17 protein-coding genes and 2 tRNA genes are annotated in these 20,821 nt (G+C 69.5%); 8 read left to right on the plus strand and 11 right to left on the minus strand.

Annotated features, from left to right (window positions below):
* The first annotated feature begins 83 nt into the window (after nt 1–83).
* Nucleotides 84–1,220 carry a glycerate kinase gene (locus ABD705_RS04440; protein ID WP_344780955.1) on the plus strand — a complete coding sequence of 379 codons (1,137 nt, stop codon included), beginning with the start codon at nt 84–86 and terminating at the stop codon, nt 1,218–1,220.
* Between the two features lie 144 nt (nt 1,221–1,364).
* On the opposite strand, the gene pgm is transcribed toward ABD705_RS04440, so the two are convergent.
* Nucleotides 1,365–3,005, minus strand: coding sequence for a phosphoglucomutase (alpha-D-glucose-1,6-bisphosphate-dependent) (pgm, locus tag ABD705_RS04445; RefSeq protein ID WP_344780957.1), 1,641 nt, complete (start codon nt 3,003–3,005; stop codon nt 1,365–1,367).
* Between the two features lie 62 nt (nt 3,006–3,067).
* Here pgm and pheA point away from each other — a divergent pair, with 62 nt between their 5' ends.
* On the plus strand, nt 3,068–4,066 hold the full coding sequence (pheA, locus tag ABD705_RS04450; protein ID WP_344780959.1) for a prephenate dehydratase: 999 nt from the start codon (nt 3,068–3,070) through the stop codon (nt 4,064–4,066).
* A gap of 20 nt (nt 4,067–4,086) precedes the next feature.
* Here pheA and ABD705_RS04455 read toward each other — a convergent pair whose 3' ends face one another.
* A complete protein-coding gene (locus tag ABD705_RS04455; protein WP_344780961.1) occupies nt 4,087–5,139 on the minus strand; it encodes an LLM class flavin-dependent oxidoreductase in 1,053 nt (350 codons plus the stop codon).
* 53 nt (nt 5,140–5,192) lie between these two features.
* A complete protein-coding gene (locus ABD705_RS04460) occupies nt 5,193–6,188 on the minus strand; it encodes a diacylglycerol/lipid kinase family protein (protein WP_344780963.1) in 996 nt (331 codons plus the stop codon).
* A 43-nt stretch (nt 6,189–6,231) separates the two neighbouring features.
* Between ABD705_RS04460 and serS the strand changes: the two genes are divergently transcribed.
* From serS to ABD705_RS04475, 3 genes are all read left to right on the plus strand, one after another.
* Entirely contained in the window at nt 6,232–7,494 is a 1,263-nt protein-coding gene (gene serS, locus ABD705_RS04465; RefSeq protein WP_344780965.1) for a serine--tRNA ligase, read from the plus strand.
* A 56-nt stretch (nt 7,495–7,550) separates the two neighbouring features.
* Complete coding sequence (locus ABD705_RS04470) at nt 7,551–8,345, plus strand: HAD family hydrolase (RefSeq protein ID WP_344781007.1); 795 nt, start codon at nt 7,551–7,553, stop codon at nt 8,343–8,345.
* A 70-nt stretch (nt 8,346–8,415) separates the two neighbouring features.
* A tRNA-Ser gene (locus tag ABD705_RS04475) sits at nt 8,416–8,500 on the plus strand.
* A gap of 23 nt (nt 8,501–8,523) precedes the next feature.
* Here ABD705_RS04475 and ABD705_RS04480 read toward each other — a convergent pair.
* From ABD705_RS04480 to ABD705_RS04490, 3 genes are all read right to left on the minus strand, one after another.
* A complete protein-coding gene (locus tag ABD705_RS04480; protein WP_344780967.1) occupies nt 8,524–11,418 on the minus strand; it encodes a helix-turn-helix transcriptional regulator in 2,895 nt (964 codons plus the stop codon).
* A gap of 74 nt (nt 11,419–11,492) precedes the next feature.
* Nucleotides 11,493–11,708 carry a hypothetical protein gene (locus ABD705_RS04485; protein ID WP_344780969.1) on the minus strand — a complete coding sequence of 72 codons (216 nt, stop codon included), beginning with the start codon at nt 11,706–11,708 and terminating at the stop codon, nt 11,493–11,495.
* 77 nt (nt 11,709–11,785) lie between these two features.
* The gene (locus ABD705_RS04490) at nt 11,786–12,676 is read right to left on the minus strand and encodes a LysR family transcriptional regulator (protein ID WP_344780971.1); all 891 of its coding nucleotides are present in this window, start codon (nt 12,674–12,676) and stop codon (nt 11,786–11,788) included.
* 127 nt (nt 12,677–12,803) lie between these two features.
* Here ABD705_RS04490 and ABD705_RS04495 point away from each other — a divergent pair, with 127 nt between their 5' ends.
* From ABD705_RS04495 to ABD705_RS04505, 3 genes are all read left to right on the plus strand, one after another.
* Nucleotides 12,804–13,838, plus strand: coding sequence for an MBL fold metallo-hydrolase (locus tag ABD705_RS04495; protein ID WP_344780973.1), 1,035 nt, complete (start codon nt 12,804–12,806; stop codon nt 13,836–13,838).
* Between the two features lie 62 nt (nt 13,839–13,900).
* The gene (locus ABD705_RS04500) at nt 13,901–15,250 is read left to right on the plus strand and encodes an MFS transporter (protein WP_344780975.1); all 1,350 of its coding nucleotides are present in this window, start codon (nt 13,901–13,903) and stop codon (nt 15,248–15,250) included.
* A 121-nt stretch (nt 15,251–15,371) separates the two neighbouring features.
* A tRNA-Ser gene (locus tag ABD705_RS04505) sits at nt 15,372–15,463 on the plus strand.
* A gap of 113 nt (nt 15,464–15,576) precedes the next feature.
* Here the strand turns inward: ABD705_RS04505 and ABD705_RS04510 are convergent.
* From ABD705_RS04510 to ABD705_RS04530, 5 genes are all read right to left on the minus strand, one after another.
* Nucleotides 15,577–16,422 carry a hypothetical protein gene (locus tag ABD705_RS04510; protein WP_344780977.1) on the minus strand — a complete coding sequence of 282 codons (846 nt, stop codon included), beginning with the start codon at nt 16,420–16,422 and terminating at the stop codon, nt 15,577–15,579.
* Nucleotides 16,419–17,498, minus strand: coding sequence for a hypothetical protein (locus tag ABD705_RS04515; protein WP_344780979.1), 1,080 nt, complete (start codon nt 17,496–17,498; stop codon nt 16,419–16,421). Before ABD705_RS04515 ends, ABD705_RS04510 begins: the two co-directional genes overlap by 4 nt.
* Nucleotides 17,499–17,595: 97 nt before the next feature.
* Nucleotides 17,596–18,249: a site-specific integrase gene (locus ABD705_RS04520; protein ID WP_344780981.1), complete on the minus strand. Its 654-nt coding sequence runs from the start codon at nt 18,247–18,249 to the stop codon at nt 17,596–17,598.
* Nucleotides 18,250–18,465: 216 nt separating this feature from the next.
* Nucleotides 18,466–20,271: an FG-GAP-like repeat-containing protein gene (locus ABD705_RS04525; RefSeq protein ID WP_344780983.1), complete on the minus strand. Its 1,806-nt coding sequence runs from the start codon at nt 20,269–20,271 to the stop codon at nt 18,466–18,468.
* A 121-nt stretch (nt 20,272–20,392) separates the two neighbouring features.
* A complete protein-coding gene (locus ABD705_RS04530) occupies nt 20,393–20,647 on the minus strand; it encodes a hypothetical protein (protein WP_344780985.1) in 255 nt (84 codons plus the stop codon).
* Between the last annotated feature and the right edge of the window lie 174 nt (nt 20,648–20,821).

Here is a 20,821-nt window from a genome sequence, read left to right on the forward strand (position 1 = left end):
GCGTGCGGCTGCTCGAGTTTCGATCATTCACCTCATTCTGCCCGGTGCGGGCACGTTCGCATGCCGGCGCCTAGACTCCGGCTGTGACCACCGTCGTTCTCGCGCCCGACAGCTTCAAAGGCTCGATCAGCGCCCGCGACGCGTGCGCGGCGCTCGCCGCCGGGTACCGCGACGTCGACCCGGAGGCCGAGATCATCGCGCGGCCGATGGCCGACGGTGGCGAGGGGACACTCGATGCCTTCGCAGCCGCGGTGCCCGGTGCGCGGCGCATGCCGGTTTCGGTGACCGGCCCCGACGACCGGGTGCACGACGCGGCCTGGCTCCTGCTGCCTGCCGCGACGGATGTCCCCGGCGGCACCGCCGTCGTCGAGCTCGCCGCGACCTCGGGCATCGAGCTGCTCGGCGAGCGGCGCCCGGCTTGGAACGCGCACACCGCCGGTTTCGGCCAGGCGATCGCCGCGGCGATCGATCGCGGCGTCGCGCGGCTAATCCTCGGCATCGGCTCCAGCGCCTCGACCGACGGCGGTAGCGGAATGCTCCGCGCGCTGGGCGCGCGATTCGTGGATGCTGAGGGCCGTGCGCTCGCCCCGGGAGCGCGCGGGCTGGCCGGCATCGTGACGGCCGATCTCTCGCGCTTGCGCGCGCTGCCGGATGGCGGCGCGGTGGTTCTCTCGGACGTGACGAACCCCCTGCTCGGCCCGCACGGGGCGGCCGTGGTGTTCGGGCCGCAGAAGGGCTTCGCGGCCGGCGATATCGCCGCGGCCGACGCTGCGCTGACCCGCTTCGCGCGGGTGCTGCGGGCTGCGATGCCGGATGCCGATCCCGACGCGCCGGGAGCGGGTGCCGCCGGGGGAACCGGCTTCGCGCTGCAGTCGTGGGGCGCACTGTCGGTGCCCGGCGCGAGCGCGATCGCCGACCTGATCGGACTGCGCGGCGCCCTCGCCGGCGCCGATCTCGTCGTGACCGGCGAGGGATCCTTCGACGGTCAGTCGTCGGCGGGCAAGGCGCCCGCGCACGTGGCTGAGCTGGCCCGATCCGCCGGGGTGCCGGTCGCGCTCGTGGCCGGTCGGGTGGCGCCGGATGCCGATACCCGCGCGTTCACGGCATCCATCTCGCTGACCGATCTGGCCGGCGGCGCCGAGCCCGCGCAGTCTGCACCCGCGCACTGGCTGCGCGCCGCCGGGACAGCGCTGGCGCGCCGCTGCGCAACCCGCCCTTGAAACCGCGCCGCCGAGGACGGCCTTCGCGCGCCGAGAAGGTGCCCAACCTTCTCGACGAAAACGCACCTTCTCGACGAAAAACGCACCTTCTCGGCGCAGAACGCGCCTCTCGGCGCGGCGACGCGAGGCGAGAGGCGGCGCGGGTCAGCCGCCGAGCGCGGTGTCGACCACGGTGCGCGCCTCGGCCTGCACCTGGGCGAGGTGCTCGGGGCCGCGCAGGCTCTCGGCGTACAGCTTGTAGACGTCCTCCGTGCCGGATGGGCGCGCCGCGAACCAGGCGTGCTCGGTCTGCACCTTCAGTCCGCCGATCGGCGCGCCGTTGCCGGGCGCATGCGACAGCTTCGCGGTGATCGGTTCGCCGGCCAGCTCGGTCGCCGTCACGGCATCGGGCGACAGCTTCGCCAGCGCCGCCTTCTGCTCGGGGCTGGCGGCGGCATCCACCCGCTGATAGGCCGATGCGCCGAACTGCTCGGCCAGCTCGGCATACCGCTGCGACGGCGTCTGCCCCGTCACCGCCAGGATCTCGGCGGCCAGCAGGCACAGCAGGATGCCGTCCTTGTCGGTCGTCCACACGGTGCCGTCCATCCGCAGGAAGGATGCCCCAGCCGACTCCTCGCCGCCGAAGGCGACCGAGCCGTCCAGCAGCCCAGGCACGAACCACTTGAAGCCCACCGGCACCTCCAGCAGCGCACGGCCCAGCGACGCTGCCACCTTGTCGATGATCATCGACGAGACCAGCGTCTTGCCGACGGCGGCGGTGGCCGGCCAGTCCGGCCGGTGCGAATACAGGTAGTCGATCGCGACGGCCAGGTAGTGGTTCGGGTTCATCAGACCGGCGTCGGGCGTGACGATGCCGTGCCGGTCGGAGTCGGCGTCGTTGCCGGTGAGCAGGTCGTACTCGTCCCGGCGCGCCACCAGGGCCGCCATCGCCGACGGCGACGACGGGTCCATCCGGATCTTCTCGTCCCAGTCCAGCGTCATGAACCGCCAGGTCGGATCGACCTCGGGGTTGACCACGGTCAGGTCCAGCCCGTAGTGCTCGCCGATCAGCGCCCAGTAGTCCACCGACGCGCCGCCGAGCGGGTCGGCGCCGATACGCACGCCCGCCTTGCGGATCGCGTCGACGTCGATGATGTTGCGCAGGTCTTCGACGTAGGCCTGCCGGAAGTCGTAGCGGCCCAGCGTGTCGGAGTCGATGTCGGCGAACGGGGTGCGCCTGATCTGGTCGACGCCGGCGGCGATCAGCGCGTTGGCGCGGTCGGCGATCCAGGCGGTCGCATCGGTGTCGGCGGGCCCCCCGTTCGGCGGGTTGTACTTGAAGCCGCCGTCGGCGGGCGGGTTGTGGCTGGGGGTGACCACGATGCCGTCCGCGCGCGCCGGGTCATCGGCGACCCGCCCCTTGTTGTAGGTCAGGATGGCGTGGCTGAGCGCGGGCGTGGGAACCCACGAGTCGCGCGAATCGATGCGCACGTCCACGCCGCCGGCCACCAGCACCTCGATCGCGGTGCGCTCGGCCGGCCGGGACAGCCCGTGCGTGTCGCGGCCGAGGAACAGCGGCCCGGCGATGCCCTGTGCGGTGCGGTAGTCGACGATCGCCTGCGTCGTGGCGAGGATGTGGTTCTCGTTGAAGCTGCGCGACAACGACGAACCGCGGTGTCCGCTGGTGCCGAAGGCCACCCGCTGCGCGGGTACGGCCGGGTCGGGCTGCAGGTCGTAGTAGGCGTTGATCACCTCGTCGATGCTGATGAGATCAGATTCCTGGGCGGGGGTTCCGGCACGGCTCATCCCCCCAGTCTGCCCCGAACGGCGCCTGCACGGCAGTCTCGCGTCACGATTAGGCTGTCACCGTGACTTCGAACGCCGCGACATCCGCCACCCATCCCACCGGCGGCGGCGCCGACACTCCGCCTGCGCGCCGTTCCTACAGCTACCTCGGACCGGCCGGCACATTCACCGAGGCGGCCCTGGCCCAGGTGCCCGAGGCCCGCGGCCAGATCTGGCGGACGGTGCGCAACGTGCCCGAGGCGCTGTCGGACGTGGTCGAAGGGCGATCGGATGCCGCGATGATCGCGATCGAGAACTCGGTGGACGGCGGGGTGAGCACGACGCAGGACGCGCTGGCGACCATGCCCGGGCTGCGCATCGTGGGCGAGTACCTGGTTCCGGTGCAGTTCGTGCTGGTGGGCCGGCCCGGCACCCGCCTGGCCGACGTGTCGCTGATCGCGGCGCACCCGGTCGCGTACGGTCAGTCGCTGCGGTGGCTGGGGTCGCAGCTGCCCACGCACGCGCACCTGCCGTCGTCGAGCAACGTCGCCGCGGCCCTGGAGATGCTCGACGGCACCACCGCCGCCGATGCCGCGATCGCGCCGCCCGCGCTGCTGGATCACCACGAGTTCGAGCTGCTCGCCGAGGACATCGGCGACAACCCGAACGCGATCACCCGGTTCGTGCTGGTCAGCCGCACCGTCGTGCCGCCCGAGCCCACCGGCGCCGACAAGACGTCCCTGATCGTCGAGCTGCCGGTGGACCGCCCGGGCGCGCTGCTGGATCTGCTCGAGCAGTTCGCCACCCGCGGCATCAACCTCTCGCTGCTGGCGTCGCGGCCCATCGGCGACGAGCTGGGTCGCTACCGGTTCGTGATCGACGCCGACGGGCACCTCAAGGACGAGCGGATGGCCGATGCGCTGCTGGGCCTGCGCCGGTTCAGCCCGAAGGTCGTGTTCCTGGGCTCGTACCCGCGCGCCGACCACGCGATCGTGCACTATCCCGACCGCTACGCCGACGAGGTGTTCATCGAGGCGCGCGACTGGCTGCGCGGCCTGGTGTCGGGCGAACCCGACGAGTGACCCCCCGGCGCTGCGGCGCCTCAGCTCAGTGCCGCGGTGACCAGCTCGAGGGTCTGTGTGCGGCCGGGCGAGGCATCCATCGGCTCGGTCTCGTAGGCGCCCGCCACCGGTGAGAGCATCACCTCGTCGACCTGCCACCGGGCGGCGAATGCGACGAGCTCCGCCGCGACCTCGGCGCCGGTGCCGACGAGCCACTTGGACCGGGCGGCCTGCATGATGGTGTCGGCGAGGGTGTCGAAATCGGATGCCCCGGCCTTGGCCTGCTCGATCGTCTCGAGCGCGATCAGCGGACGGTTCGTGCGCAGCCGTGCCATCATCCGCAGCTGGGGGAGCGCGCGCTCCTCGGCCTCGGCGGCGGTCGGCGCCGCGATCACGTTCGCGGTCAGGAAGGTGACCGGCTCGGGGTGCTCGGGGCTCGGCTGATACTGGGTGCGGTACAGCTCGAGCGCCCGCTCGAGCCCCTCGCCGGCGAAGTGGTTCGCGAACACATACGGCAGGCCCTGGGCCGCCGCCAGCTGCGCCGAGTAGTTGCTCGAGCCGAGAAGCCAGATCTGCGGTGCGCCGGAGGCGGCCGGAGTCGCGTGCACGTCGTAGGTGTGGCCATTGGTGAACTGCAGGCTGGCGCCCGATTCGGACAGCAGCTTGCGGATGTCGGCGACATGCTCAGGGAATCGCTCGACGTCGCTGGTGGTGCCCGACATGCGCAGCAGCTGCGTGATCACCGGGTCGCTGCCGGGGGCGCGGCCGATGCCCAGATCGATGCGGCCGGGGGCGAGGGCCTCCAGCGCCGCGAACTGCTCGGCGACGATGAGGGGTGCATGGTTGGGCAGCATGACCCCGCCCGAGCCGAGCCGGATGCGGCGGGTGACCGCTGCCGCCGCGGCGGTGAGCACCGGCGGCGTGGTCGAGGCGACGGCGGGCATGTTGTGATGCTCGGCGAACCAGTAGCGGCGCAGGCCCAGCGCGTCGGCGCGCTGCGCGAGGGCGAGGGAGGCGGTCACCGCCTGCGCGCTGGTCTGGCCGGTGCGAACCGGCACGAGGTCGAGGACGGACAGCGCAGGTGAAGTGCTCATCACAGGGGACAACCTCCGGCAGGGCCCGGGCTATTCCGGCCGGGCGGTTCGGGTCAGATCGCGCGCACGTCGTGGCCGTGCGGCACGGCGGTCAGCAGCGCCCCGGGAAGGATGCGGCAGCGCAGACGCACCACCTCGCCGAACTCGTCGCCGTCCAGCTCGATGGGCTGCACGGTCTCGGGGGCCGTCTCGATGGACGTGCCGCGCAGGTACCGGATCGACGAGTCCCGGCGCCGTGCGACGATGCGCCGCCCGGCGCGGGAACGGCGCAGCACGGTGTTGTCCCACCACACCTTGCGCCACACCCCGATCCAGCCGAACCAGCCGGTCGGCTGGATGACGGCCACATCCAGCAGCCCGTCCGCGATCGACGCGTCCGGGATCAGCTCGATGCCCGCCGGCAGCGCACCGCAGTTGGCGAACAGCACGCTCTGCACCTTCGCCGAGTGCAGCCGATGCTCGTCGAGCTGGTACACGACCCGGAACGGCTTGGCGCGCGGGAGCGACCGCGCCGCGCCGTCGACATAGGCGACCCAGCCGACCGTCTTCTTCAGCTGGTCGTTGGTGTTGGCGATCATCGCGGCATCCAGCCCGATTCCGGCCATCACCACGAACGCATGCTCTTCCGTGCTGCCGTCGGCGCGCACCACCTGCGCCATGCCGACGTCGATCGGGTGGATGTCGCCCTCGAAGGTCGCGCGGACCATCGCCGCCGGGTCGGTCAGCGGCAGGTCGAGGTTGCGGGCCAGCAGGTTGCCGGTGCCACTGGGCACGATCGTCAGGGGCACGCGGCTTTCGGCCAGCGCCTCGGCGACGGCGCGCACGGTGCCGTCGCCGCCGGCCACGAGCACCGCGCCGGCCCCCTCGCGCAGCGCGCGGGTCGTGGCATCCTGCCCCAGATCTTCGGGCGTGGTCTCATAGAACAGGGGGGCGCCCCAGCCGGCCTGCCGTGACGCCTTCTCGACGAGGCCGCGCAGCCCTGCCTTGTCGACCTTGGTGGGGTTGTACACGAGGGCGGCGCGCTTGCCCTGGTCGCCGTCGTCCGTCATGGCCCCACGATACCGGCCGGCGGGCCTTGGCTAGACTTGACAGATGATCGATCCCGTCATCCTGCGCGAGCAGCCCGAACTGGTCAAGCGCTCCCAGGTCAAGCGGGGCGAGTCGACCGCGATCGTCGATGCGGCGCTGGATGCCGATGCCCGCCGCCGTGCTGCGCTGACGGCGTTCGAGCAGCTGCGCGCCGAGCAGAACGCGCACGGCAAGAAGGTCGCCGCAGCCGGTCGGGACGAGAAGGCGGCGCTGGTCGCCGCGGCAAAGGATCTGTCGGCGCGCGTGAAGGCGGCTCAGCAGGCCGTGGCCGAGGCCGAGGAGCGCGCGCACGAGGCGCTGTCGCAGATCGAGAACATCGTGCTCGATGAGGTGCCCGGCGGTGGCGAGGAGAACTTCGTCACGCTGCGCACGCACGGTCAGGTGCCGACGTTCGAGTTCACGCCCCGCGATCACCTCGAGATCGGCGAGCTGCTGGATGCGATCGACATGGAGCGCGGCACCAAGGTGTCGGGCAGCCGGTTCTACTTTCTGAAGGGGGTCGGCGCGCGCCTGGAGTACGCGCTGATGTCGCTGGCGCTGCAGCGGGCGGTCGAGGCCGGGTTCGTGCCGATGATCCCGCCGACGCTGGTGCGGCCTGAGGTGATGGCGGGCACCGGGTTCCTCGGCCAGCACTCCGACGAGGTGTACCGGCTCGAGAAGCAGGACCTCTACCTGGTCGGCACCAGCGAGGTGCCGCTGGCCGGATACCACATGGGCGAGATCCTCGACCTGGACGCGGGCGCCAAGCGCTATGCGGGCTGGTCGACGTGCTATCGCAGCGAGGCCGGTTCGTACGGCAAGGACACCCGCGGCATCATCCGCGTGCACCAGTTCAACAAGCTCGAGATGTTCGTCTACACGACGCCGGCCGACGCTGCCGCCGAGCACCTGCGTCTGGTGGCGATGCAGGAGGCGATGCTGCAGGATCTCGGCCTGGCCTACCGCGTGATCGATGTGGCCGCCGGCGACCTGGGCTCGTCGGCCGCGCGCAAGTACGACATCGAAGCGTGGGTGCCCACCCAGCAGGCGTATCGCGAACTGACCTCGACCTCGAACTGCACGACGTTCCAGGCGCGCCGGCTCGACACCCGGTACCGGCCCGACGGCGGCAAGACCGCGTACGTGGCGACCCTGAACGGCACGCTCGCCACGACCCGGTGGATCGTGGCGATCCTCGAGACGCATCAGCGGGCCGACGGCTCGGTCGCCGTCCCCGAGGTGCTGCGGCCGTACCTGGGCCTGTCGGTGCTGGAGCCGGTGGCGTGACGGCCGCCGAATCGGACGTGCAGGCCGCCCGCACCGCCGCGGGCGCGGGGACGCGGATGCTGATCGGGCTGGATATCGACGGCACCGTGCTGCTGCAGGACGAGACGCTCAGCCCCGGCATGTTCGACGCCGCCGCTCAGGCGCAGTCGGCCGGCCACGAGGTGCTGCTGGCCACCGGGCGCAGCTGGGAGGGCACGCGGGCGGTGCTTGCGGCGCTGGATCTGAGCCCGGAGTACGTGGTGTGCTCGAACGGCGCCGTGATCATGAAGCGGTCCGAGGGCGGCATCCCGGCGTATCGGCGGTTCCATACCGAGACGTTCGACCCGGCGCAGGTGCTCACGCTGCTGCACGAGAACGTCGGCGACGCGCGCTACATGGTCGAGCTCGCCGACGGCCGGCGACTGTACACCGATGCGATGGATGACTGGAACCTGGCCGAGGCGCAGCGCGTGCCGTTCGAGCAGCTGGGCGCGCAGGAGGTCTCGCGCGTCGTGGTGGTCTCGCCGGGGCACACTGAGCAGGACTTCGTCGACCTGGTGCACCGGATCGGGCTGAACGAGGTGTCGTACGCGATCGGATGGACGGCCTGGCTGGACATCGCGCCGAGGGGCGTGGACAAGGCCAGCGGGCTCGAGCTCGTGCGCGGCTGGCTCGGCATCGACCGGGCGGACGTGCTGGTCATCGGCGACGGGCGCAACGATCTGGGCATGTTCGAGTGGGCGCGCGACGGCGGCGGCCGAGCCGTGGCGATGGCGCAGGGCCCGCAAGAGGTGCGGGATGCGGCCGATGAGACGACGCTCTCGGTCGAAGAGGGCGGCGCCGCGATCGTGCTCACCGCGCTCGGTCGCTGAGCGGGCCGCCCGGGCGCGCAGCGGGCCGGAGCGACACCGCTAGACTCGATTCCCTGACGGGAAACCGTCGGGAGGGTTGTCCGAGCGGCCGATGGACCTGGTCTTGAAAACCAGTGGGCAGCAATGTCCCGTGGGTTCGAATCCCACACCCTCCGCACCGGATCGGCCGGGCCCCGTGCTATCCGGTCTGGCGGGTCGCGACCACGGCCGCCTCGGTCCGGCTGGTGACGCCGAGCTTGCGCAGGATCGCCGACACGTGCACGCTCACGGTCTTGATGCTGATGAACAGGCGCTTCGCGATCTCGCCGTTGCTCAGCCCCTCGGCGAGCAGCCCGAGCACCTGGCGCTCCCGCGCCGTGAGGTCTGCCAGCGGCGACGCAGCGGAGCCCGGCGCCCCGCTGGTGAGCCCGGACGCCGCGGCGAACGCGGCGACGTCGCGACGCAGCGGCTCGTGCCGCAGCGCCTCGGCGAATCCGGCCGCCTCGGCGAGCGTGGCGGCGGCATCCGACCGCCGGCCGGCGGCGACCAGAGCCCGGGCCCGCTCCAGGCGGGTGATGACGCGGAACGTCGCCGGCACGTCGCCGCCGTCGGCGCATGCGACGGCTTCTGCCAGTGCGTCGGCGCCGGGTGTCAGCAAGGCATCCAGGATCCGCGCCCATGCGGGCGGACGCAGCGTCTCGGGAACCGCCGACCACGCCGCGCGCACCCGCGCGACGGCGTCGGTGACATCGGCCGATCGTGCGCGCAGCGTCGCGATGATCGCGCCGGCCTCGAGCAGGATGCGCACCTGGTGGGCGGTCCGCGGCCCGTCGTCGTCGAGCATCTCGGCTACGACGGCGAGGGCGGATGCCGGATCGTCGGCGGCCTGCGCGATCGCCAGCCGTGCCTGCAGGCCGTAGTACCAGACCTGGCGCTCGCTGACCGCCACGGCATCCAGCGCGCCGCGCTGCTCGCGCAGCAGCGCCGCGGCACGGGACTGCTCGCCGTGCCAGGCGAGCGCGCGCACGCGCGACGTCGTCGTGTACATGCGGAACACCGGGAAGGTGCGCAGCTCGAGGTCGCGCGCGAGCAGCGCATCGACGCGCTCGATCTCGCCGAGCTCGAGCAGCGCCTCGACCGTGTTCTGGATCATCAGCGAACCCGACGTGCGCTCGATGCCCATCGCCCGTGCCTGCGCGAGACCCTCCTCGGCGACGGTCACCGCCTCGCGGTACCGCCCGATCACGGACAGCATGTCGGAGTAGTTCACCTGGTAGTGCAGCAGGGCGGCGGGGTCGCGTGCGTGCTCACGCGCGACGGCGTAGTCCTCGAAGGCGCCGGCGACATCGCCCCGATGCGCCCGTGAGGTGCCGCGGAGGTTGCGGGCGACCGACATCTGCTCCTGGTCGCCGGCGCGCACGGCGCAGTCCCACGCCCGGGTGGCCGCGTCGATCGCGTCGTCGACGTGCCCGGCGACCATCAGCCGGCCGGCGAACTGGCAGAGCACGAGAGCGCTGAGCGCATCGTCCTCCACCTGCCCGTCCATGAGCTCCAGCGCCTCGGCGAGGAACTCGGCGGCGCCGGGGCGCCCCAGATTGACCAGGTACGCGGCCTTGTCGCGCAGCAGCCGGACACGCAGCGAGACGGCGGCGCCCGACTCGCGGGCCTCGATGAGGGCGTAGTCGACGACGGCCAGCGCGCGCTCGCTGTCGCCGGCGTTGCGCAGGATCGAACCGATCCGCAGCATCAGGGTGATCCGATCGGTGCCCGCCGCGGTCTCGGCGTCGTCGACCTGATCCCACAGCTCCAGGACCAGTCGGCCGAAGCGCGCGGCGGTCGAGAACGCGTAGCGCGCCTTCGCCGACCACATCGCGGCGGTCGCCGCGATGAGCGCGCGGCGCCGGTCGTGTGCGAGCTGCCAGTGGTGGGCCAGGGCGGCGTGCAGATCGCGGCCGGGATCGGCGTCGGCGAGCGCCTGAAGATGCTCGGCATACGCACGATGCAGCGTCGCGCGCTCGCCGGGCAGCAGTTCGGCGTGGACGGCCTCGCGCAGCAGCGCGTGCCGGAACGCGTAGCGGTCGTCTTCGACGACGAGGATGCCGCTGCGCATCGCCTCGCGGATGCCGTCGTTCAGCCGCTGCCCGTCGAATCCGCTCAGTGCCGTGAGCGTCTCGTGCTCGAGGGGCGAGTCGGACGCGGAGGCGACGCGCACGATGGCCGCGGCATCTTCACCCAGCTGCTCGTAGCGGGCGAGCAGGACATCGCGCAGCGTGTCGGGCAGCGTGCCGGTCGCGCAGCGCGAGAGCTCTTCGACGAAGAACGGGATGCCTTCGGCGCGCTGCGCGAGGCTGTACAGGATGTCCTCGTCGTCGGTGGTCGCCAGCGCCGACACCAGGGCGCGGACGGATGCCGCATCCAGCCGGTCCAGCGTGATGCGTTCGAGCAGGTGGGCGCGCTCGGCCTCGCCGAGAAGCAGGCGCACCGGATCGCTGCGCCCGCCCTCGTCGCTGCGCCAGGCCAGGACGACCAGCAGCTTGCCGCGGGTGACCACCCGCAGCAGGAACGACAGCAGGGTGAGGGTTCCACCGTCGGCCCAATGCAGGTCCTCGATCATCAGCATGAGGGGGCGCGTCTCGGCGAGCGTCTCGACGGCCGTGACGAACGCCTCCCGCAGGCGCTCGGGGCTGGTCTGGGCAGGTGGGTCCAGGGACGCGGATGCGGCCGTCTCATCGGAAGCGCCGAGTTCGGGCATCACGACCTGAAGCGCGGCGCGGCCGGGGCCGGCGGCATCCCATACCCGCTCGGCGCCGCGCTGCGCGGCGAGGGCGCGCAGCAGGCCGAGGATCGCGCCGTAGGCGACCGGGGTGCCGCCGAGGTCGAGACACCGGCCAATCGCGACATCGGCCCGCGCCGAGAGCGACGCGGCGAACTCGCGCAGCAGGCGGGATTTGCCGATGCCCGCCTCGCCCGCGACGACGACGGCGGACGGCTCGCCCGCCGACGCCCGCTCGAACGCGGCGTCAAGGCGGGCGAGCTCGTCGTCGCGACCGACCATGCGCACCGCGCTCGTGGGCGCGTCTGCGGTGAAGGACATGCTTCCATGGTGCCAGCCACCACGGACATCGCCCGGTCGGATCCGCCGTCGGACGACCGGCGGACGGTCGACGGTCAGCGCGCGGTCGCGGTCTCGCACGGCGCCTGGTGCGACCGCGGCGATGCGCGGAACGGGAGGATGCGGCGCACGAGCCGCATCCACCGGCCCGGAGCGCGGCGGACGATCTGGTCGGGGTGCTCCTTCAGGAATCGGCGGCGCTCGGCGTCGCGGACGCGCTCCTGGATCTCCTGGGTCACGATCGCGTAGCCGATTGCGGGGTGCATGGTCATGATGTCTCCTTCAATGCACCCTCCACGCTGCGCGCTAAGGTAGTCCTCCGGCATCGGACGGATGCCGTATTCCCGCCTCAGATTCCGGTCAGGACCTCGATCGCGGCGCGCACGCGGCGCGGCGCGGGGTGATGGCCGGCGGTGACGGCGACGATCGAATTCGTCTCGACGGTGTCGCGGATGGGGACGAACCGTACCTCGAGGCCGTCGTAGGTGTCGTTGGTGGCCGGGGGACTGTTGATGAGCGAGTATCCGTACCCGCGGGCGACGAGCGAGTAAATGGTCTGGATGTTGCCGCTGGTGTAGCGGATGCGCGGCGTGTGGCCCGTCGCGCGCAACTGTTCGGTCAGCCGCTCGACGGTCGGTGGCACGTTGAGCAGGATCGCGTCCTGGTCGATGAAGTCGGCGACGTCCACCGAGGCCCGGGCGGCGAGCGGGTGCGCCGCCGGCACAGCCAGGTGCAGCCGGACGTCGGCGAGGTGGTCCTGGCGCAGGTCGTCGTCGGCCTGCAGGCTGTAGACGAGGCCGAGGTCGAGCCGGCCCAGGCGCACCTGCTCCTGGATGTCGTGCGCCGACCCTTCGGAGAAGTCGACCTCGACATCCGGATATTCCCGATCGAAACGGCTGATCAGCTCGGGCATCAGCCGGGGCGAGAGCGTGAAGCTGCAGCCGACGCGGAGCACGCCGGTCAGTGTGCTGACGCTGTCGGCCACGACATCCAGCGCCTCGCCGACGGAATCGAGCACCCGCCGGGCGTGCGCGGCGAACAGGTAGCCGTGGGGTGTGGGCACGACTCGCTTGGACCGCGTACGGATCAGCAGGTCGGCATCGAGTGCCTTCTCGAGCTGACCGACCGCCGTCGACAGGGCACCCTGCGAGATGTGCTGCGCCTTGGCGGCCGCAGTGACGGACCCGTGATCGACGACCGCGACGAAGTACTGCATCTGGCGCAGTGTCACGTCTTGCATCAGCATCCTTGATCAACTCGTTCAGAACAATTGACTTTTCATATTACGTTTTTGCGCTCAGAGTTGGACAGTGCTCAGGCGAAACGAGCGCGACATCTGCGCGAGGACGCACCGAAGGGAAGAAACGATGGCCGACACCGAACTCGGGTTGCGCGTGATCACGCTCGGCACGGCGGGCGGCCCGCGGTGGTGGGGCTCCGGGCAGCCGATCCGACGCACCGGTATCGCCACGGCCATCGCCGTCGGGGACGTGTTCTACTTGGTCGATTGCGGCCACGGGGTGGGCCGGCGCCTCAACGAGGCGGGCCTGGGCATGCAGAACCTTCGGATGGTCTTCCTCACGCACCTGCACTCGGATCATACGATCGACCTGGCGAGTCTGGCGATCTTCGGTCTGTACGAGATGGTCGGCCGCACCGGCGGACCCGTCCGCGTGCTCGGCCCCGGCGACCGTGGCATGCTGCCGCCGGTCTCGTCGCGGGCGGTCGTGCCGCCGCATCCGGTCGCCCCGCACTGCCCGACGCCGGGTACCCGGCGGATGTTCGAGACGCTGGTGGCCGCGCACGCGACAGACCTGAACGACCGAGTCCTGGACGGGCTGCGGCCCAGCCCGAGGGATCTGTTCGCGGCGGAGGACATCGTCGTCCCCGCGGCATCCGGCTACCACCCCAACGACAACCCGACGCCGCCGATGGAACCGTTCGAGATCTATCGGGACGAGCTGGTGACGGTGACCGCGGTGCTCGTCGAGCACCCTCCGATCGCGCCGGCGTTCGGCTTCCGATTCGAGACGGCATCCGGCTCGGTCACGATCTCGGGCGACACCGCGCCCACGGCGAACATGGTGCGGCTGGCGCGCGACACCGATCTGCTGCTGCACGAGGCGATCGACTTCGACTTCGTCGAGCGGCAGTATGCCGGTCGCGACGACGAGGGCTCACGGGCCTCGCGCGACCACCACTACAAGTCGCACACCTCGGTGCGCGATGCCGCCCGGATCGCGACCGAGGCCGGTGCACGGCGTCTTGCTCTGCACCACCTCGTGCCCGGCACGGCCCCCGAGGCGGTGTGGCGCGCCGGCGCCGACCAGTTCGACGGCGAGTTCATCCTCCCCGACGACCTGGACGTCATCAGTCTGCATCCCGTTCCCGCGCCGGTCTGACGGCGCGCCACCGATCCCACCGCCCGCACCGGGCGGTCTGTACGTCGATTCGAGGAGGAATCGTGACCGCAACAACCAAGCGCCGCCAGCAGCAGGAGCTGCTCGACGCGACCGACACCCGCACGGTGGTGGTCAATTCGCTGAACACCCCCCAGATGCGCAGGATCCTGGCGTCGAGCTTCATCGGCACGGCCATCGAGTACTACGACTTCATCCTCTATGCGGTCGCGTCCGCGGTGGTGTTCGGTCACGTCTTCTTCACCCAGATGCCCGAGCCGGTGGCGATCTTCGCCTCATTCGCGACCCTTGCGGTGGGATATGTCGCCCGGCCGCTGGGCGGCGTCATCTTCGGGCACTTCGGCGATCGCATCGGCCGCAAGAAGATGCTCGTGCTGTCGATGCTCATGATGGGCGCGGCCACCACGGTGGTGGGGCTGCTGCCCACGACCGCGCAGATCGGTGTGGTGGCGCCCATGATCCTGATCTGCGTGCGCCTGATCCAGGGGTTCGCGGTCGGCGGCGAGTGGGGCGGTGCGGCGCTGATGGCGATGGAGCACGCTCCGCAGCGCAAGCGCGGGTTCGCGACGTCGTTCGCGAATGCGGGCGGACCTGCCGGCGCGATTCTGGCGAGGCTGGTCGTCTCGCTGATGTCGGCGGTCGCCGGTCAGCAGTTCCTCGTGTGGGGCTGGCGCATCCCGTTCCTGCTCAGTTCCGTCTTGATCGTGGTCGGGCTCATCATCCGGCTGCGCATCTCGGAATCGCCGCTGTTCCAGAAGCTGGAGCGGTCGAGCGAAAAGCGCAAGCTGCCGCTGCTGGAGGTGCTCACGCACCACTGGCGCGCCGTGGTACTGGCCCTGCTGGCCACCATGAGCTTCTACTGCTGCCAGGGCATCGTGACGGTGTGGGGTGTCGCCGCCTCGGTCGAGGCCGGCGCCGATCGCACCGAAGTGCTCAACTGGAAGGCACTCGGCGCCGTCGTCACGCTGGTCGTCACCTTCGCCTCGGCCCGGCTGAGCGATCGGGTCGGGCGCAAGAAGGTGCTGATCGCCGGCGGCGTGCTCGGCGTGGTGGCGGTCTATCCGCTGCTGCTGCTGCTCAGCAGCGGCACGGTATGGGGCTTCGCGACCGCCGACGTGATCGGCAACGGAGTGATCCAGGGCCTGCTGTACGGACCGATCGGCGCGTTCATCGCGGAGCAGTTCCCGACCCGCGTGCGCTACACCGGTGCATCACTGGCCTACCAGGGGGCGTCGACCCTCGGGGCGGGGTTCACGCCGATGATCGTCAGCGGTCTGCTCCTGGTGGCGGGCGGCTCGCTGTGGCTGGTCGCAGTGTTCTGGGCGGCAGTGCTCCTCGTCGGCATCATCGCCGTCGCCCGTACTCCGGAGGGCTCGCGGCGCGCACTGACCTGATGACGTGCGGTCGCGGCGGGGCACGCCTCCGCCGCGACCGCGCCGGCCCCAGGCGGTTCGTCGCCCGTCGGCGGACCGGTTATCATGGACAAATGCGTTCGCGCCCTCGGGTCGAACGCGTGGAGACGTCGCATAGTCCGGCCTAGTGCACCACCCTGCTAAGGTGGAGTTCCCAATAGGGAACCGAGGGTTCAAATCCCTCCGTCTCCGCCATACTTCTTCCGCGAGAATCCGCGTGTTTTCAAGGGTTTCGAGGCCTCGTCGGCACCCGAATCGGGTCATTCTGGAAGAATTCTGGAAGACTCCGCTTTCGCGAGGCGTCCGGATCACGCTGGGCTGCTGGGCGCTCCGCCTTCGTCAAAGGCGGACAAGAGGCGTCGGCTCAACTCTTGGACGGCGGCCGCGACCTGCCGTTCAGTCTCAGCCGGAGACCGGTCATCGACAGCGAGCGCGGCGACCGCGCTCCGAGTGCGGGATGTGTCCGCGCGCAGGAATTCAACAGCGCGGCTGATCACGTCGGCGAGGGTATTCACTGGCGAGAGCTCCGCCAAACGCCGGCCAATAGCGCGGGCATCGCAGTAGCGGAACAACCGGAGCAGATCGCTGGCATCCTTCGAGATGACCCGGTCCGGTCTCGGGCCGCTCAGTCTCTCCTCGAGCTTGATGAGCTTCGCAACCGCGAGGGCTGCGGGGCCCGCGACGCGAAGGTCGATGGATCGGTCATCGGCGTCGTCGAGGGCGGTGATGGGCAGCACATCCGCGTCGATGACCGCAAGCTCGAGACCGGGCGTGCGACGTGCCGTGAAGCGGCTCTGGCCGGTGAGTGGCGCGCTTCGACGAGTGGATGCGGGAAGCGCGCCCTCGGGGACCATCAGGTCGATCTCGACGCCGTTCGGCGCGACGAATGCCCCAGGATTCGGGCCGAGGCCGTAGCCGGCGTCGATCAACACTTTGCTGATGTCGGGGTTGTCGGAGAGCAGGTCCGGGTCGATCGCAAGGTCGCCGTCAGTGGTGTAGCTCGCGCGCTGGGCATCTTCGGCGGGAGCCCGCAGATACACCGCCTGTGCGCCGACGAGAACCAGACCACCCCTTTGAGGTTCGAGAAGCTCGAGCATATCGAGGAGCGCGCGCCGTGCGACGACATACTCGGGCGCGGCATTTTCGGTACTCATGGCTGGCTCCGAACGAGATCGGTGGCGACCTGTCCGCCGACGCTCGCCAACCGACCGCCCGCCGAGAGCAGATCTCCGACGATCCGCCACGGGGTGACGTATTTGAGTCCGCCAGAGGATCGTGGCAGCTCGCGCGAGAGGAAGTCGCACTCCGCGACGACGATCTGTCCCTCGCGTGAATCTACGGCGAGATCGGCGATGCGCTCGATGGCTTCACGGTCGGAGACGTAGAGCCAGGTCTCCGAGGAGGGCAGGCCCGCTGTCAAGCCGGACTGGCCGAGCCGGTCCTGTGCGGCTCGCACCCCGGTGACGGCGTAGGACAGGCCCGATTCGGCGATCCTCGCCAGTGCCAGATCCGGTCCACTCAGCGAGTAGTACCGTTGGGCGCGGAACGTCTTGACGAAGCTGTAGTCGTCTGCCCACCGGCGAGCGACTTGGAGTCGGTCGCTCAAGACGATCGGACCCCCGCCAGTCGGCTCCAACAGGTTCTCGTCCCGGAGCAGTGACACGACCCGGCTGATCGTGCCGAGCGGAAGGCCTGACCCCCGGGCAAGGTCCCGCAGCGAGGCAACACGGCCACCGGGGCTCCGCAACAGGCTGACGATCACCTCCGAGGCCGTCCGGCCTTTGAGTGACTTCAGCCGCGTCGGCGACTGGGGCTCTGGGTTAGGGTCCTTCTCCTCACCCTCCAGGCGGACGGCGATGAAGGGGGATTCGGCTTGGATCAGCGTGTTCCCGGTCGTATCCCAGTACGACCAGCCCAGATCTTCTAGATCACGGCGCGCCGGCTTCGAAATGAACGTCGAGACCAAGACGGGGATAACCCCGGAACCTGCCGCTCTGGGAAGCGGGGGACGCGCGCGCACGGAACCGACCTTCGCCTCAATGCCCAGCGTGACCGAGGATGTGCCGACGTCCCACTGGACTACGGCATCCCAACGACGGTCTTGTGCCGAGTCTTCGTACCGGACACGGTTGAGCACCCCCAGAGGTACAAGGGTGCGGAGTGCTTGCATGAAGCGGTCAACGAGGTCCAGCGTTCCGTATTGACTACTGTTCCGCATAATATGGAACATACCAGAAAGTGGAACACTCTTCAGTCGAGGTTCCCAGCGCGGTCGCTGGGAGACCATGGAGTGTCGCGTGGGCGGAACGGTCAGCTTGACGTGCCTGTTACTCGATCCCTGGGCGAGCGACGGGCACCTCCGCCCCGAATGCGCTCGGGACGAACGAGTTCAGCGCAGCGTCGTTGAGGCGCTTCGAGAGCGTATCGAGGTCGTTCTCGAACAGGTCCGAGTACACGTCGAGCGTCATCGCTGCGGAGCTGTGGCCCAGTATCCGCTGGATCGCCTTCACGTTGGCGCCGGACTGCACGGCGAGGGATGCGGCCGTGTGGCGGAGCTCATGCAGCGTCATCGGCTCCAGGTGGGCTTCGCGCAGCGCCGTCTTGAACCACGACTTCGATCCGGCGCTCGCGCGCGTCCGGTGCATGTACCCGCCGTCGCGGCCGGGGAAGACGAGATCCTCGCCAGTTCGGCTCGCGGTCTCCCGGACGAGCATGTCCATCAAGAAGGACGGTACAGGGACGGCTCGCACCTTGTGCGACTTCGGCGTGCCGTGATGCATCGTGCCCGCAACCTCGACGACGTTCTCCTCGACGTACAGCCTCTGATTCGCGACGTCGAGGTTCTTCACCCGGAGTGCGATCGCTTCGCCCCAGCGCAGTCCGCAGTATCCGAGCGTCAGCACCAGCGGTGCGCGCTTGCCGGACGCGTACGCCAGCGTCAACAGGTCGCGGTGGCTGAGGTACCGATGCCGGCCGGGCATCTTCTTCGGCAAGCCGAGTCGGCCCTGAGAAGTTTGCCGTCACCGATGCTGGCCTTCGTTATCTCAGAGAAGCTGCCGTGGGACCCGTTCCAGATGCTGGACCAGCTCGCACGACCCGAGGAGCAGGGGCCGGCTTCATAGTCGCCGGGACGACCTGGAGCGCGCGAGTCGTTCTCCTCGATACCGTGCGCTCGGGTGGCAAGCCCGGTGGGGGCATTATGCGCGCGGCGGCGTTTTGATGCTCGCTTGCCCGCAGGAACCGTCCAGCAGTCCGCTTAGCGCGGTGCGTTCTGCGGTGTCGATGGTCAGCGCCCATCGGTATTTGATTGCCACCCATTGGATTGCGTAGCTGCACTTCGCTACCGGTGGCATCCACTGTGCCGGATCTTGAGCGCCCTTGGACTGGTTCAAGTTGTCAGTCATCGGCTGAAGCGAGTACGTGTAGCCGAGATCGTTCGCGTACGCTTGGCGTTTCGCGGCGGTCCAGTAGCGTGCGCCCGATCCCCACGCTTCAGCGAGCGGAACCATGTGGTCGATGTCCACGTCTGATGCGGCAGTCCATGTCCTGTTATCGAACGGTGACAGCCAGTTCCCGGTCTTGACGACGCACCCGTTCGAGGAGGTGGAGAACGTCACCCGGGTGCGACTCTTCGCGATCAGGACTTCGGCGCGGGTGTCTTGGCAGTCGTGGTTCGCGTCTATCCAATGCTTGAAGTAGTCACGGTTGTAACCCGAGTTCGACTCGGATCCGACCTTGAGCGAGTTCAGCAGTTGGCGTCCGGTCATTGTTCCCGAGGGTTGCGGGGCCGGCGCCGAGACGGTCTGGTCCGACATCGTGATGCTGTTCCAGCTCGTGCCGATCTTCGGATACGGGGCGATCCATGGGTGCCCGCGCCAGCCGTTCCCGCGATACATGAACAGGTCTCCGCGGCTGTTGCGGCCCAGCACGTCAGGGTATCCGTCACCGGAGAAGTCGCCGACGCCAATCGTGGAGGTAAAGCCCCCGAAGCCGGTGCCGATGTATTGGGTCGTAGTGAAACCGCCTGACCCGTTGGCGCGGTACAGGCGCAGCAGGCCGGAGCTGTAGCGGCCGATGAAATCGACCTGACCGTCCGCGTCGAAGTCCCCGGTGGGAATAAGGGACGTGACCTGGCTCCATCCGGTGCCCACCTGACGGCCGGAGTGCACCTTTCCGGTGTTCGTTCCGCTGTAGAGAATCAACTTCCCGTCAGACTTGCGCAGCGCCAGGATGTCGTTCGCGCCATCGCCGTCCCAGTCGCCGGGCGAGAAGATCTGGGTGAATCCGCCCCAGCCGGTGCCGATCCGCACGCGAGGCTTGAACTTCCCAGACCCGTCGCCCGGGTACAGCCACAACTCGTGGCTGCCGACACCGCGTGCAATCAGGTCGGTGATCCCGTCCCCGTCGAAGTCGCCAGATGGTCGGATCTGGTCGTATCCAGACCAGCCCGTTCCCAGTTGCACGCGCGGCTTGAACCGGCCAGTACCGTTACCGGGGTATAGCCACAAGCGGCCGCCAGTATCAGAACCGATCACGTCGCCGATCCCGTCACGGTCCCAGTCGGCCGCAGTCGTCGCGAGGCTGGCCGGTGTCGCCGCACTGCGTACCGCCGACCCCACTGCCGCAGTCCCCAGATCGCTGCTCTCGAACGCGGGCGCGGGAGCCACCCCCAGCGCCGACATGACAACGACTCCTACGGCGAACACTGACACTAGCGAACGGAACATGAACACTCCTTCGACCGCACGGACTCGCACCGGCGCCAGCCATCCCCAGATGACATTCGAAACAGCGTCATCGGCACCATCATAGACCGAAAATGAGAATCGTTTAATGTGCAGCTCGTGCGGCGGACACGCCGTTGCCCTCGCCGCGAGAACAAACTGACTGCGCCGCAGCTCTTCGCGAAGGTCTCCTCGCACCTGATGCTCGATCGTCGAGCAGTCCTTGCGGGCACGAGGTGGGTACATCGCTCTCTTGGGTAAGGACCAGCCGCGCAGCATCAGCCACCGTTCTACAGGTCGATTCGTTCGGCGCCCGTAATGAGTGTCACGTCCAGCAAGTGGCTCGCCTGCAGAGCCTCGACTCCGCGGAGAATGTCGTCGCGGTCGAAGTCCAGGACGATCAGCGATCGTGTGGGCTCTCGATCAGGACGTTCCGCACCGCGCGGCCCGGCTCGATCTCGGGGACCAGGTAGATGTAGGCGGCGTCTGCTTCAGCATCGAACGTGGTGCGCATGCGGGAATTCCACGTGTGGGGTCGGACCGTGATCGCCTGGTGAACTTGCATCCACGAGAAACGACGGCGTTCGTCGTTGAGCAGGCAGTGATCGATGCGTTCGCGGCCGACACACACCCGACGAATCTTGTCCGCGGACACGACTCCGGGAGCCACGGGCTGGCATCGCTGCCCGCAACGGTCGCACGGCTCCGCGCCGACCCGTGCCCTCCGATTTGTCGGCGGCGCTCGAAAACTGGACAGTTCCGGCGGTTGAAAAGTGAACACTCGACGATGGGAGAGTGATCACTTTGGAGGACTGGGCGTTGATCCGGC

This window comes from Microbacterium kribbense, assembly GCF_039537285.1.
Lineage (GTDB): Bacteria > Actinomycetota > Actinomycetes > Actinomycetales > Microbacteriaceae > Microbacterium > Microbacterium kribbense.